11 protein-coding genes are annotated in these 13,233 nt (G+C 58.7%); 6 read left to right on the forward strand and 5 right to left on the reverse strand.

Annotation, left to right across the window (positions count from 1 at the left end):
• Window positions 1–7 precede the first annotated feature (7 nt).
• Window positions 8–1,255, reverse strand: coding sequence for an MFS transporter (locus tag AC0Z4S_RS02910; RefSeq protein ID WP_485621966.1), 1,248 nt, complete (start codon window positions 1,253–1,255; stop codon window positions 8–10).
• A 68-nt stretch (window positions 1,256–1,323) separates the two neighbouring features.
• Between AC0Z4S_RS02910 and AC0Z4S_RS02915 the strand changes: the two genes are divergently transcribed.
• Together AC0Z4S_RS02915 and AC0Z4S_RS02920 are read left to right on the forward strand one after the other, a co-directional pair.
• A complete protein-coding gene (locus AC0Z4S_RS02915) occupies window positions 1,324–1,524 on the forward strand; it encodes a hypothetical protein (RefSeq protein WP_485621967.1) in 201 nt (66 codons plus the stop codon).
• 97 nt (window positions 1,525–1,621) lie between these two features.
• A complete protein-coding gene (locus tag AC0Z4S_RS02920) occupies window positions 1,622–1,810 on the forward strand; it encodes a hypothetical protein (RefSeq protein ID WP_016770563.1) in 189 nt (62 codons plus the stop codon).
• An 18-nt stretch (window positions 1,811–1,828) separates the two neighbouring features.
• Here the strand turns inward: AC0Z4S_RS02920 and AC0Z4S_RS02925 are convergent, their stop codons facing one another.
• Window positions 1,829–2,206 carry a fe2+ zn2+ uptake regulation protein gene (locus AC0Z4S_RS02925; protein WP_485621968.1) on the reverse strand — a complete coding sequence of 126 codons (378 nt, stop codon included), beginning with the start codon at window positions 2,204–2,206 and terminating at the stop codon, window positions 1,829–1,831.
• 243 nt (window positions 2,207–2,449) lie between these two features.
• Here AC0Z4S_RS02925 and pvdQ point away from each other — a divergent pair, with 243 nt between their 5' ends.
• On the forward strand, window positions 2,450–4,795 hold the full coding sequence (gene pvdQ / locus AC0Z4S_RS02930; RefSeq protein ID WP_485621969.1) for a bifunctional acylase PvdQ: 2,346 nt from the start codon (window positions 2,450–2,452) through the stop codon (window positions 4,793–4,795).
• 53 nt (window positions 4,796–4,848) lie between these two features.
• Here pvdQ and AC0Z4S_RS02935 read toward each other — a convergent pair whose 3' ends face one another.
• Window positions 4,849–5,850, reverse strand: a complete 1,002-nt coding sequence (locus tag AC0Z4S_RS02935) for a FecR family protein (RefSeq protein ID WP_485621970.1) — start codon at window positions 5,848–5,850, stop codon at window positions 4,849–4,851.
• 152 nt (window positions 5,851–6,002) lie between these two features.
• Here AC0Z4S_RS02935 and AC0Z4S_RS02940 point away from each other — a divergent pair, with 152 nt between their 5' ends.
• Window positions 6,003–6,272: a PepSY domain-containing protein gene (locus tag AC0Z4S_RS02940; protein ID WP_253501633.1), complete on the forward strand. Its 270-nt coding sequence runs from the start codon at window positions 6,003–6,005 to the stop codon at window positions 6,270–6,272.
• 73 nt (window positions 6,273–6,345) lie between these two features.
• Here the strand turns inward: AC0Z4S_RS02940 and AC0Z4S_RS02945 are convergent, their stop codons facing one another.
• Complete coding sequence (locus AC0Z4S_RS02945; RefSeq protein WP_485621971.1) at window positions 6,346–11,019, reverse strand: dermonecrotic toxin domain-containing protein; 4,674 nt, start codon at window positions 11,017–11,019, stop codon at window positions 6,346–6,348.
• Window positions 11,020–11,412: 393 nt separating this feature from the next.
• Here AC0Z4S_RS02945 and AC0Z4S_RS02950 point away from each other — a divergent pair, with 393 nt between their 5' ends.
• Complete coding sequence (locus AC0Z4S_RS02950; protein ID WP_485621972.1) at window positions 11,413–12,441, forward strand: Ldh family oxidoreductase; 1,029 nt, start codon at window positions 11,413–11,415, stop codon at window positions 12,439–12,441.
• Window positions 12,442–12,504: 63 nt separating this feature from the next.
• Here AC0Z4S_RS02950 and AC0Z4S_RS02955 read toward each other — a convergent pair whose 3' ends face one another.
• Window positions 12,505–12,822, reverse strand: coding sequence for an ElaB/YgaM/YqjD family protein (locus tag AC0Z4S_RS02955; RefSeq protein WP_471877901.1), 318 nt, complete (start codon window positions 12,820–12,822; stop codon window positions 12,505–12,507).
• Window positions 12,823–12,976: 154 nt separating this feature from the next.
• Between AC0Z4S_RS02955 and AC0Z4S_RS02960 the strand changes: the two genes are divergently transcribed.
• Complete coding sequence (locus AC0Z4S_RS02960; RefSeq protein WP_003224595.1) at window positions 12,977–13,231, forward strand: hypothetical protein; 255 nt, start codon at window positions 12,977–12,979, stop codon at window positions 13,229–13,231.
• Window positions 13,232–13,233: the final 2 nt, after the last annotated feature.

Below are 13,233 nucleotides of genomic sequence, written 5' to 3' on the forward strand. Positions count from 1 at the left end.
ATGTTCCTTATTGAGGCGAGGCCACATCCGGCGAGGTGGTTTGCAGTAACCGGTACATCAAGGGCAGGCACATCAGCCCGCCGAACGCGGCCCAGAGCGCGAAATATTCAAGGCGGCTACCGCCACCGATGGTCGCAATCAGCGACCCGCCGAGGCCCATGACGGCAATCGAGATCATGCCGGTCAGCGCCGACACCAGGCCTTTGCTGTCATCACTGGAAAACAGCGCCAGGCGGTACACCGCCGCGTTGCTCATGCCCAGCCCGACGGCGTACAACGCCAGGCTGGCCACCACTGGACCTAGTCCCGCACCGAGCAATGCGCACGCCAACAACAGCACAAGACCCAGACAGAACGGCCACAGCGCCAGTTGAATCAATTGCTCAAGCGAATGCGTCTGCAGCAATCGGTCGAGAATCAGATTGCCAGCGATGACTGCCGAAAAAACCGGTATCTGCCACAAGCCATATTCCAGCGGCGTCATTTCCAGAACCCGTACCAGCAGCAATGGGGCGAGTCCGATCCACGCGATCAGCGGCAGGCTCATCAAGCCCAGCGCCAGACTGGCAAAGAGGAAGCGCGGATTGGCCAACAGCGCGCCATAGCGCTGAGAAACGAGGCGCCAGGAAAAGGCCACTCGGGCGTTGCGATGACCGTCGCGGCGCTCGACGCCTACCGTTTCCGGCATCCACAGCAACAGACCGAGCCAGACCAGCGCGGCGGCGCAGCCGAGAAGCAGAAAGATCTGTCGCCAGCTCAGCCATTCCAGCAGCAGAATGCCGAGTAGCGGCCCGAGCAATGGCGACAACAAGGCTACGTTGCCGAGCAGCGCCATGAGCCGTACGGCGTCGGCTTCGCAGAACACCTCCTGCAGCGCCGGATAGCTGACTGCGACGACGAAACCCAGGCCCATGCCTTGCAAAAGACGTAACAGGTTGAAGGCTTCAATACTTTGAGTCAGGAATGCCGCCGCGCACGACACACCGAACAGCGCGCTGCCGATCAATAACAGCGGTCGGCGCCCGAACTGATCGGACAAAGGCCCGAGTAACCACTGCAGGCAGACGCCACCCAACAGGTAAAGATTGAATGCATTGGGAACATGCCGCACGTGCGCCTCGAGCTCGGTTGTGACGTCGAGCATCGCTGGCATGATCACATCGCTGGCCATGTAAGTGAGCAGTTCGAAAGCGGTCAGCGCCAGACAGAAACCGGCTACCTGTCTGGGGCCGATGTTTATAAGTGTTCTCTGCATGAACGTCCCTGTTTACCAGTTGGAAAGTTCGCAGAGCCTAGGCGCAGGCGTGCGGAGGACCTAGTCGTTTGCTGCGTCAGCAAATTTCAAAAACTTACGACATGTTTAAAGGATTGGCTGAACGCAAAACATGTTTACCTGGCTTCACTGCGGCGGGAACGACAATATCCGCGACAGCGCGGGCGTTGTTGGCAATGGATCAGGCGGGCAGGGCGCGCCTCATGATTGAGCCGCCATGCAGCCAAAATGCTCCGGCGGCTGTAACATGAGGCCCCGTTTGCAGCGGCGGTTCCCGGTAATCCGGACAGCGCATGGCGTGCAGGCGGATACACACCGGATACATTCCAACGTTTCAGGAAAGCCGCAATGACCCAGAAGCAACGCTTGATTTACTCGATTCTGATCGCTCTGTCCGTACTGGCGATCATGCTGGGCCTGTCCTGGCTGCAAAACGCCGGGATGATCACGGAGAAAACCTTCCAGTACGTCGCCATCGGCGTGGCAGTCGTCGTAGTCGTGATCAACGGCGTGATGCGCCGCAAGGTCAAACCCTGACTGCGACAGCCAGGGTCTTCATTCGTTGTTGAGGACCGCTGCCGCCTGTGGGTGCAGGCTGTAACTCTTGTCGGCGTTGAAGGTGATCACGCCTTCGGCGCTCAAGCGTTTAAGCACTTCGCGGACACTGAGAAAGGACAGCGGGACATCCAGGTCGAGTAGCTGGCTATGGACGCCACGCACGCCCAGACGACGATTGCTCTGTGCCGCCACCAGCAGCGCGTCGATGACTTTCAGACGTATAAGGCTGGTGCGCAGACCGAAACTTTTCAGGAGAACCCGGATACGCTCATTACCCGGACGTTCGCCGCGCGAGGTGAAGTCGCGCGTGTGCGAGCTCCTGGAAACGCCCTGTGGCGTCTGGCTACCGTCCGTTGGTAGTTGCGAGTTGTACATGCGATTACTCCTTTTCAGAGCCAGATCGGGAATGGTTTTGTTGCGCTCTCTAAACAAGACGTTTCAGCACGACAAATCATGAAAGAAAAGATGTAGAAATTTCGTCGCTAATTCGTCCTGGCCGTGTGATGGCGGCTTCGTCTCGATGCGTAGCGAGCTAAATTTTTTTCTCCGGATTCGTTTCTTCGACAGGCTCAATGCGCGTGGACGCATGGGTAATCGATCTTTCGATCAGGAGCGAGCGTGATTATTTCCAGGCAACTCACCGGGCTGGCACTTGCCGGCACCTTATTCGGCCTGAGCCCGTCGGCTCAGGCACTCAGTCCGGCGGTACAGACCAGCGCGGACATTCGCCGTACCAGTTTCGGCGTGCCGCACATTCGCGCCGAAAACGAACGTGGTCTCGGTTTCGGCATCGGCTACGCCTACGCTCAGGACAACCTGTGTCTACTGGCCAACGAGATCGTCACGGTCAACGGTGAACGCTCCCGCTACTTTGGTCCGGAGCAGTTCACGATCGAGCAACGGGAAAACCGCGTCAGCGATGTGTTTTTTACCTGGCTCAATGCCCCCGAGGCCGTCAACACTTTCTGGCAGGCGCAACCGCTCCAGGTGCGCGACCTGGTCGAAGGCTATGCCGCCGGCTACAACCGCTATCTGGCCGAACGCCGTCAGCAAGGATTGCCGCAGCAATGTCAGGGTGAATGGGTGCGCGATATCAGCGCCGAGGATCTGGTCAAGCTGACGCGGCGCCTGCTGGTTGAAGGTGGCGTGGGCCAGTTTGCCGAAGCCTTGGCGGGCGCTATGCCGCCGCAAGACACGGCGCAGGTCGCGCGCAACGCTCAGGCTTTTCAATTGGCCGACGCACGTCAGCATCGTTTCGCCCTGGACCGCGGCAGTAACGCTGTAGCGGTGGGCAGCGAGCGCTCGTTCAATGGCCGTGGGATGTTGCTGGCCAACCCGCATTTCCCTTGGGTCGGCGGCATGCGTTTCTATCAGATGCACCTGACCATTCCCGGCAAGCTCGATGTCATGGGGGCCGCGTTGCCGGGCCTGCCGATGATCAACATCGGCTTCAATCAGCATCTTGCCTGGACTCACACCGTCGACTCGTCGAAGCACTTTACGTTGTATCGCCTGCAACTCGACCCGAAGGATCCGACCCGCTACCTGCTAGATGGCAAATCCGTGCCGCTGAACAAACAGACGGTTACCGTGCAGATCAAGCAGGCTGACGGCCAGCTCGTAGCGGTGACGCGCGATATCTATAGCTCGCAGTTCGGGCCGATCGTGCAGTGGCCGGGCAAGCTCGACTGGGACAAGCAGTACGCCTACAGCTTGCGCGATGCCAATCTCGACAATGATCGGGTACTCAAGCAGTGGTATGCGATGAATCAGGCAGGCAATCTCAAGGATCTGCAAGACGCAGTGCACAAGATTCAGGGCATTCCCTGGGTCAACACCGTGGCGGTGGATGACAAGGGCCAGACGCTGTACATGAACGTGTCAGTGGTGCCAAACGTCAGCGCCGATAAACTGGCCAAATGCAGCGACCCGCGCATCGGCCTGCGCATGATTGTGCTGGACGGCTCCAACGGCGGCTGTGCCTGGGATATCGATCCGCAAGCGGTACAAAAGGGCATTTTTGCTTCCAGCCAATTGCCGCAGCTGCTGCGCAAGGACTTTGTCCAGCACTCCAACGATTCCGCTTGGCTGGCCAACCCGGCGCAGCCGCTCACCGGCTATTCGCCTTTGATCAGTCAGGACGGACAACAACTGGGCCTGCGCTCGCGGTTCGCCCTTGATCGTCTGGGTGAGCTGAGCCAAAAAGGCCCGCTGGCGGTCAAGGATCTGCAGGCAATGGTGATGGACGATCAGGTGTATCTGGCGACGCAGATCATGCCTGATCTGCTGAAGTTCTGCGGATCCGACCTGGGCAGCGATACGGCGGCATTGCAACCTGCCTGTGCCAGCCTCAAAGCCTGGGATGGGCGCGCCAATCTGGACTCCGGGCTTGGTCTGGTGCACTTCCAGAACATCATGCAGGCGCTGCTCGAGTCGCCGGATATCTGGCGTGTCGCGTTCAACCCGGCCGACGCGCAACATACTCCGCGTGGCCTGGCGGTCGAGCGGCCGAACGTTGCGCAAGCGCTGCGCGAGGCGATGCTGGCGTCGGTCGAGTCGACCGGCAAGAAGGGGCTGAAACCGGATATGCGCTGGGGTGATATCCAGGTGGTCAGCGGTGGCGGCCAGCAAACACCGATTCACGGTGGGCCAGGGACGCTGGGCATCTACAACGCGATGCAAAGCGTGCCCCGCGATGACGGCAAACTCGAGGTGGTCAGCGGTACCAGCTATCTGCAAGTAGTGAGCTTCGATGAAAAAGGCCCGCATGCCCAAGGGCTGCTGGCATTCTCACTCTCCAGCGATCCGGCCTCGAAATACTCGCGCGATCAGACCGAAGCGTTTTCGAAGAAGCAGTGGAGTGTCCTGCCGTTCACCGAGCAGCAGATCCAGGCCGATCCGCAGTATCAGGTGCAGACGATTCGGCAGGCGCAGGATCAGGCAGGGAAGGTGGCAACGCAGTAAGTCCGCAGCTACCTGAGACAAACGAAGGCCGCCTCCCGCAAGGGACGCGGCCTTCAGCTTCTAGGCGGGCGTTGCGGCATCGAGTTGATGACAGGGTTGCCTTCCTTGTTGCGGGTCAGGTAGACCGGCAGCACTTTGGGCAGGCTGTTCGCCAGGTTGTTCAGTTCTTTGATGTTGTAGATACCGCCGACCCGGATCGCGCCGGTGCTGGTATCGGCCAGCATCAACGGTTTGTCGAGGTAGCGATTGATCAGTGGCAAGGCGTCGTGAAGTGCCAGGTTGTCCAGCACCAGCCTGCCGCTGCGCCAGGCCAGTGACGTGTCGCCGGGGTAAGTCTGGCTGATTTGTGGTGCGTAATCGCCATGCCGGTAGCGCGCCTGCATCGACGGCCCGAGGCGCAGGCCTTCGCCCGGCAAGTCGCGATTGCTGGTGACCAGCACCGAACCCTCGACCAGGTTGACGCGCACCTGATCTGCATACATCCACACGTTGAAGCGGGTGCCGGTGACCCGGATCCGGCCTTCGCCGGCGCGAACCACGAACGGATGAGACGTGTCATGGCTGACCGTGAAGAACGCCTCGCCCTTGTTCAGCGTTACACGACGTTCATGCCGGTAATTGCTGAAGCTCAGGTCGGTGTTCAGGTTGAGTTCAAGCTGGCTGCCGTCACTCAAGGTGACCTGACGCACACTGTCGGTGGCGGCGTAATGCTGATAACTGTCGGGCAACCAGCCCAGACTCCAGCCGCTATAAGCGGCGAGCGGCAAGGCGAGGGCGCAGGCTGCGGCGATGACCGCGAACTTGCGCCACGACCGCGAAGGCTTGCCATGCGCGGCGAGTGCATCTGGCCCGGTTCGAGGCAGATCGCCGGCCACTTCCCAGATTTCCTGCATTGCTTCGTATTCAAAGGCATGCAGCGGATGCGCATCGTGCCAGTCCTGGAATGCGCGACGTTCCTCGTCCGTGCAGTCAGCGGCGTGCAGACGCATGCACCAATGCGCGGCGGCATCGGTGATCGCATCGTATTCGGCTTCCGAGAGAGTGTCTTGGGTCATCGACTCGTCCTGATTTCGCCCATTCTAACCTCGACGGGACATCGCCGAGAACCTGCGTCATGGCATTTACCCATCAACGTGGAACTTTATTTTCCTGGTGGCGCCCAAAAAACAGGACGTTCCTGCCTACTATCCATAAATGGAGTGAAAAAATGATCAAAAACACATTCGCAGCCCTGATTGCCACCGCCGGTTTGCTCAGTGCCGGCGCCGCCCTGGCGGACAAGCCGGGCGCAGGCTGGATCACCATCGAAAAAGCCATCGAGACCGCGAAGACCAAGGCCGGTTATGTCGAGGTCTACGAGATCGGTGCCGACAATGATGGTTACTGGGAAGGTGAGGGCCGCAAGGCCGATGGCAGCGTCTATGAATTCCGTATCGACGGTGCATCGGGCAACGTGTTGCGCGATCAGAAGGATTGACGCCACCGTAACAAACGAAGTGTTCTGTAAAAATGCGCTGGCATCGAGCCAGCGCATTTTTTTGTAACCGTGTTTAAGAGGATGACGCCAGAGTCGACCCGGGTGCCGGCAAGGGAATCGGTTGCGGGAGCGGGTCCAGAACCCGGCCGAGCTCGCTGATGAGTAAAGCAATGGAGTCGGCGTTGAGCAGCAGCACTTCTATACGTGCCTCTGACGCAAGCGGATTGCGAAACGCTTTGCGTGCGTCGGCCATGTTTCCGGTTTTTGTCAGCTTGAGAATTTTTTCGTACTCAATGGCGCGCAGTGGCAACCGATCCAGATCCAACCATGTTCCGTTCGGTCTTTTCTCGGTGAACAAGCGCGAAGCCGTTGTGAATCGGGACAGGGGCCTGCGCATGGCGTCGAGATTGGCTTTGAGCAGTTGCCCTTGTGCCGTGGTTGTATCGATCAGATGCGGGTAAGGCGCCATCGCTTCCACGCAGACTACATCCTCGCTGTCGCAAACCAAATGCGAGATCTCGTGGATCAGGGCGACAGCACGCGCATGGGAATCCACATTGAATCTGGCAGGCAAGTGAGCCGTGTAGGCATCCAGGTCAGGATTGAAAAAGTGTTCGGTCAGGTGGACTATCCTTTGCTTGTCCTGTTTAAAGACAAAGGCAACAGTGTCGTCGCGGTAGCGCGTGTTCAGGCCGGCAAAGAAGCGATCGGTATAGAGCAGATCGTCCTTTGGATCGGTCAGCTCGCGACAGATCGGGAGGATCACCTGTTCGATTTTGCGCAGCATGAAGGGGGTCACTTGCGGCACTTCGAAAAAATCCCTGAGCACCGTCTCAAGGCGAGTGCCACCCGGATTGTCGCGATTGACGACGAAGTTATGCAGGCAATTGAGCGCGTAAGTTCGCGCCCGGGCGACTGCCTGCTGAATGACGAAGGCCCTGGCCGGATAGAGACGATGGATTTCCGCCATGCCCTGTGCCTGGACGTACATCAATGTGGAACGGCTGAGCTCGACCTCGTCCTGCGTATCCCTGCGGCGTCCTGATCGGCAGCGCTGGACGGTATGGTCGGGGCGGGCGAGAACAAGCCTGGCGTTTTTCTCTTCCAGCGCCGGTCCCTCGCTGCCATCCGGTTTGCGCAGATACCAGGCCTTTTCTGCCTTGACTACCGGGTAAACCTTGCCGGCAATCGCCGCATATTTCTGTGTTGTCGACGTATCTCCATAGACCAGTTTGCTGTTTTCAAGCTTGAGGTTCTCCAGTGCCGTACTGGTTTCAAAGGACTGCAAGTCAACTCGAGCGGGCCTAAGGGGCGACACTTTTGCCCAACGCGGTACTGCTTCCACCGTCGTGTCGGTTTGCGCAGGTGAGTGCGCCTGAGCGGCGAATTCGGAGGTTGCCTTTTCTGCTTCGGTTTCCCAGGACAGACGCCCCAGACTGCACAGCGAGATAGCCCCCGAGATAAAGCTTTTCAGGGCGTTGGCCCAGTGGTGGTCCTGAAGGCCCTCGGCGGACGCCTTGAAGTCCTGGTAGCTCTGCCAAAGGAACAACGGCGAGGCGAGTTTCCCCGGCAACAAGTGAGGCACCAGACGGACGCCGCGGCTGAACAGACTCTTCGCCGCTTCCCAATCCGATTGGGCATTGATGTGCGGCTGACTACGGAGCATTTGCGGCAGAAGGCGCAGAGTATCCTTGTGAAACTGCTCGAGCACATAGCCATTGATGGCTGTGCAGTGAAGTGTGATTTCACTGTGTTTGCCTATCGTGGTTTTCCACAGATTCTTGAATACGGCCTGCTGGCCTTCAGGCAAACGCCGGATGATCAAATCCTGAAAATGCCCTGGAATGTTCACTGCATCGATCAATTGCGCTTCATTTTCGAACTCGCGAAATACGTATCTGGAGTAGGGCGCGTAGAGCACCCGCGGTCCTGTTTGCCCCGCACGCGGCCCGATTACATAGAGTCCAAGCGCATCCACGGCATGAGCGCCGGCAGTCTTGATCAACGATAGCGGGCAGGCGATGGCATCGGCACCCTCGACCATGGCGCGCGCTACCCCGTCCGGCATATCCAACACCTGGCAAATGTAGTCGTAACCGGTATCCGAGAGTTGTTGCTGCAACTTCATCGAGTGGGCGTGCTGCATCAATTGCCAGGGCAACTGGCGAAAAAACCGTTCTTTGCTGGTGCGCGCGGGTGCGCTGTCAGCTGACAGCGCTTCGGTCACTTTCCCCGTGTAGGTGGTGGCGACGTCGAGCGATTGCAGCAGTTGCCGTACGGCGATCTGGTCGAAATTTTCCGGTAACGCCGTGGCTGTTTTCGAAGCCACTTTGAAACCGCTGCCCTGCACGACATTGTAGTGATGCAGAGCAAACTCCAGCAGGTCGCAGGCGGGGCCGGCCAGGGTCAGGTTGGGAGTGATCTGGATGTCCTGTGGTCTTAGCCCATTGCCAGGGTATCTGGCATCGAGCAGTTTTTTCAGCCTGTGCTCGATATGAGTAGCCAGGGCCGGGGCGTCATCGAGGAAATCCTTGCCATCGATGAACGCGTGCCGAAGTTCATCCAGCAGTGCCAGTTGCGTGCGCTGTTCCGTCACCGGCGCGACGCGTAACCAGTCGGGAAAATCCAGATGACGCGCAAGGGTTCGCGCGAGATCGCCGGCACGTTGCAGGTTGGTATCGATGACCGCGTTTTTCTTGTGTTCGAGGAAGTCCTTGAGCGTGCCTTCGTCGTTGATACAAACGCGCAGCACTTCACACTCAGCAAGAAAGTGTTCGATAGCCGATTGCATGCGATCGCTGGCTACATGGCCTTCAATCAGTTGAAAACTGCCCAGTGTGTATTGCTGGTCCAGTCGACGCTGGGCTTTTACCAGATTCTCCAGCAAGGTCTGGCTCTGATTGTTGTCGTCGAGTCGTTGCTGTAATTGCCTTTGCGCGATAGCCAGATTGTCAAACAATTCCAGGCCGAGCGCCGGTGTCCACAGGACGGCGCGCCCCGAATGCTCGACGTCCATGCCGCCGCGCTCGGTCATGAGCACACAGTAAGCGAGCGGCAGCACGTCTTTTTGCCCCGCACAGGTAAGGGAGAGCGACCAGGCATCCGGGCGAAAACCACTGAGTGACTGGCGATCCCTGCGGGTGGCACGCCTGGCATCGAACACGGTATCGACGATTTTACGTCCCGCCTCCAGCCATCTTCCGCTGAGACTTTGCATATACGCCTCACCGCGTATTCCATCCTCGAATGCCTGCGCCAGTTTCCAGCGAATGCCTTCTAGAAACGTGCGCTGTCCGGCGCTATTCGTGGTCGGTTGTTCTTTGAAGTTGCTCGCGAGGTTTTCCAGGGTTCGTTCGAGACTTGTCGCCAGACGTGCAGCCTTCTCGGCTTGCACGAGTGACGACGGCGGAGCGCTGGTAAACAACGGTCGGGTACTCCAGCGCTCATTGACGTCGAGCTTGAGCAAGCGCTCATGAATCATCGAGCGAATATCCAGGGCCTTATCGAAGAGTGCATTAACGTCGGTACTGCGCTCGCTCTGGCAGAAGCGCAGCAGAACGAACTCGATGTTCTGTCGTTGTTTGGTGAGGATCGCCTCCAATAGCGTCGGCATGATCTCACCACTGATGTTTTCTCCAGATACCTGGGCATCGGTGAAACCCACGTAGCGATTGCGTTCCTCAAGACTCATCAGCCCGTACAGTTCGTCTTCGTGTCCAACAGCCTGGAGTTTCGCCTTTAACGTTTGCTGAAGATCGGCGTAGTTCGTGAGCACCTGCAGACCCTGGCTGGGGGTGTAGAGATAGGCGTGGTCATGATTGATCATCAGCGAACCGGCCAGCTCGACACAGGCTGTCTCTTGGCTCAAACACACGGTTTCGAAGGTGGGACGCCGCACGGCCACACTGGGCTCGCGGATCAAACTGTGCAGGGCGTCAAACTCGCTGGCGGAGAGGATTTGCGTTTCGCGCTTGATCATCAGGTCGGCGCGGGCCTGATCCTGTAGCGTCTGGCTGAACAGGGTGCGTCTTGGTGAGCCCTCGAATGAGGCTGCAGTCCAATAGGCCTCAAGCTGACGAAACAACAGCATGGCCAGTTTGCTCGACACGGACTTGATGGCATTGGCCCAGGCTGTCTGATCGTTCTCGTGCGGGGAACGGCCTGGATGAGAAAATTCGACGCTTTGTCCGTGCGGCCAGCCCTGACGACGAAAGTGCAGCAGCAGCGCCTCACTCAGTGACAGCGAATCGACCCATTGCCTGACCTGGGAGGACGTCGCAGCGTAGAAACCGACCCGGGTGAGTGACTGTTGCAAATTGCCAAAATGAGGTGCCAGCTGCTCGTCGAAGATCTTTTCCAGCAGGCTGGTGAGTGATGGCAGGCGTTTGAGCTCATCCAGCAGGTCGCGTGCGCACCGATCCTGGGCGTCGCTGATCGCCGACTGTTGATCCTCGAACACGTCACCTTCGATCGTTTCACGGGTCATGGTAATTCCGCGTTTTTCCACCAGCTCTTTGCGCATCGATGCCGTAAGGAAGGCCAGCAAATCATCTGACTCGTCGACGTTGTCGAGGCGCGCTTGCAAGGCGTCCGTCAGCGCTCTGTCATCGCTGTATTTCTTCAGGCCGTCGTAGGGGGTGTACAAAAACACGCCGTTGTCATCCGGTCCGCAGCCGAGAACGAAACTGCCGGCCAGAGGCACGGCCAGCTGTTTGTCGGCGTTGAGCAGAATACGTTCGGCCAGCATTGGCGGGGTTTGCTTGCTACGCAGGGCGTGGGTCGCCAGTTGCACATGCGCAAGCCAACTGAAGTCTTTGCTGTTGAAACCGTGGGCTTTCGCCAGAACGGTGTGCAGGCCGGGGGATTTCAGAAAATCGGCAAATAGAAGTGGTGCAGTCGAACTGGACATCATCGGAGCTCTGAACAGGACGCCATCGGGCAGAGGCTCAACAATAGGTCCGCAGGCCGGCGCACTTGCGGTACAGGGTTACCGCACGCGCCGGATTGAGTTGTGCAGTCGCGCAGGCCCGTCATCGCCGATCAATCCAAGGGTTGACAGCTGACAGCTGTGGCGGGGTTAATCGGTGGGCTAATCGACCGTACGCTGTTGTTCCCTCCAATAATCATTCTGGAGCTTCAGATGTCTGCGCCACACGATCATGACTTGTCATCGTTATCCCTCGACGCACTCACGCAATTGCTTGAAACGATTTTTCTGCGCCATGGCACTTCCAGCGAAGTGGCCCGGGTGTTGGCGGCCAACTGTGCCAGCGCCGAACGCGACGGTGCTCACAGCCATGGTGTGTTCCGCATGCCCGGCTACGTCTCGACCCTGAAAAGCGGCTGGGTCAATGGCCATGCCGTGCCCCAGGTTGAAGACGTCGCGCCCGGGTTTATCCGCGTTGACGCCGGCAATGGTTTTGCCCAACCCGCATTGGCTGCCGCCCGATCACTGCTGGTGGAAAAGGCGCGTCATGCCGGCATCGCCGTATTGGCAATCCGCAATTCCCACCATTTCGCCGCGTTGTGGCCGGATGTCGAGCCGTTTGCCGACGAGGGTCTGGTCGCGCTAAGCGTGGTCAATAGCATGACGTGCGTTGTACCCCATGGCGCGGATCGACCGCTATTCGGCACCAATCCGATTGCCTTCGCCGCGCCACGGGCCAATGCCGCACCGATCGTTTTTGATCTGGCCACCAGTGCCATTGCCCATGGCGACGTGCAGATTGCGGCGCGCAAAGGCGAAAAGCTGCCGCCCGGTATGGGCGTCGACAGCCTCGGCCAGGCGACGCAGGACCCCAAAGCGATTCTCGAAGGCGGGGCGTTGCTGCCATTTGGCGGCCATAAAGGTTCGGCACTGTCGATGATGGTTGAGTTACTCGCGGCGGCGTTGACCGGCGGCAATTTTTCGTTCGAGTTTGACTGGTCAAATCATCCGGGAGCAAAAACGCCCTGGACCGGGCAGCTATTGATTGTGATCGACCCGAGCAAGGCCGCGGGGCAGAGTTTTGCCCAACGCAGCGAGGAGTTGGTGCGGCAGATGCACGGGGTCGGGCTCAAGCGTTTGCCAGGGGATCGCCGGCATTTGCAGCGCAGCCAATCGATGGCCGAGGGGATTGCACTGGATGAGCAGACATTAAGGCAGTTACGGGAGTTGGCAGGGGATTGAGGCTGTGCGCAGGCATAAAAAAAGCGAACCGTCAGGTTCGCCTTTTTTTTGTGGTGCCTGGACTCAGCGACGGCCGAGCAGCAGCCCCACCACCAGACCGAAACCGGCGGAGATCGCCACGGTCTGCCATGGGTGACCACCGATGTAATTTTCAGTGGCTTCGACCGCAGGTTTGGTGCGTTCGCGTACGCTGGACACTGAATCCAGCGCCTGCTGCAGTTTCAGAGCGATTTGTGCGCGCAGCGTTTCCGCTTCTTCGCCAACCAGAGAAGCGCCGCTTTTGAGCAGTTTGTCCGATTCTTCGATCAAAGCCTGAAGCTCGCTGAAGGCTTGATCCTTGATTTGCTCTTCGGCAGCTTGCGAGGCGGTTTTACGGGCCATTGGGTGACTCCTTGCAGGTGAATGGACACTGACCAATGGAGTGTAGCGACAGGTGAAAAGTTGCACGTGATTCGCGTAGAAGGGGAAAACCTGCAACGAAGGTTTCCCTCGAGCGTGTAAGATGTCGCCATTTTACGCAGCAGGATAATTCCCCATGAGTTTCAATCTGGCCGACAAATCCCTCGCAGAGCGCGCAGCGCTGGAAGACGAGAAATCCCGTCTGTTCGAACTCTGGCAGAACAATCTGGGTAAAGCCAAAGGCGAAGCCGCGCGTCTGTTTGGCGAGCGCTCCAAGCGCAAGGGCAAATGGGCCGAGTGGGTCCGCGCCGAGCTGGACGGCATGTCGCCGCCGGAGTTCGCCAACATGGTGCGCAGCGAAGTCAACCGCCTGATGGCGGCGAACAAGTAAAC

The sequence above is a fragment of the Pseudomonas sp. 1L-B-1-E-C1 genome (genome assembly GCF_057291835.1).

What these genes read in the sequence shown, in the direction of transcription:
- AC0Z4S_RS02925 (WP_485621968.1), bottom strand. Translation starts at nt 2,206, where the DNA reads ATGTACAACTCGCAACTACCAACGGACGGTAGCCAGACGCCACAGGGC.
- AC0Z4S_RS02935 (WP_485621970.1), bottom strand. Translation starts at nt 5,850, where the DNA reads ATGACCCAAGACACTCTCTCGGAAGCCGAATACGATGCGATCACCGAT.
- AC0Z4S_RS02910 (WP_485621966.1), bottom strand. Translation starts at nt 1,255, where the DNA reads ATGCAGAGAACACTTATAAACATCGGCCCCAGACAGGTAGCCGGTTTC.
- AC0Z4S_RS02920 (WP_016770563.1), top strand. Translation starts at nt 1,622, where the DNA reads ATGACCCAGAAGCAACGCTTGATTTACTCGATTCTGATCGCTCTGTCC.
- AC0Z4S_RS02950 (WP_485621972.1), top strand. Translation starts at nt 11,413, where the DNA reads ATGTCTGCGCCACACGATCATGACTTGTCATCGTTATCCCTCGACGCA.
- AC0Z4S_RS02955 (WP_471877901.1), bottom strand. Translation starts at nt 12,822, where the DNA reads ATGGCCCGTAAAACCGCCTCGCAAGCTGCCGAAGAGCAAATCAAGGAT.
- AC0Z4S_RS02960 (WP_003224595.1), top strand. Translation starts at nt 12,977, where the DNA reads ATGAGTTTCAATCTGGCCGACAAATCCCTCGCAGAGCGCGCAGCGCTG.
- AC0Z4S_RS02940 (WP_253501633.1), top strand. Translation starts at nt 6,003, where the DNA reads ATGATCAAAAACACATTCGCAGCCCTGATTGCCACCGCCGGTTTGCTC.
- AC0Z4S_RS02945 (WP_485621971.1), bottom strand. Translation starts at nt 11,019, where the DNA reads ATGCTGGCCGAACGTATTCTGCTCAACGCCGACAAACAGCTGGCCGTG.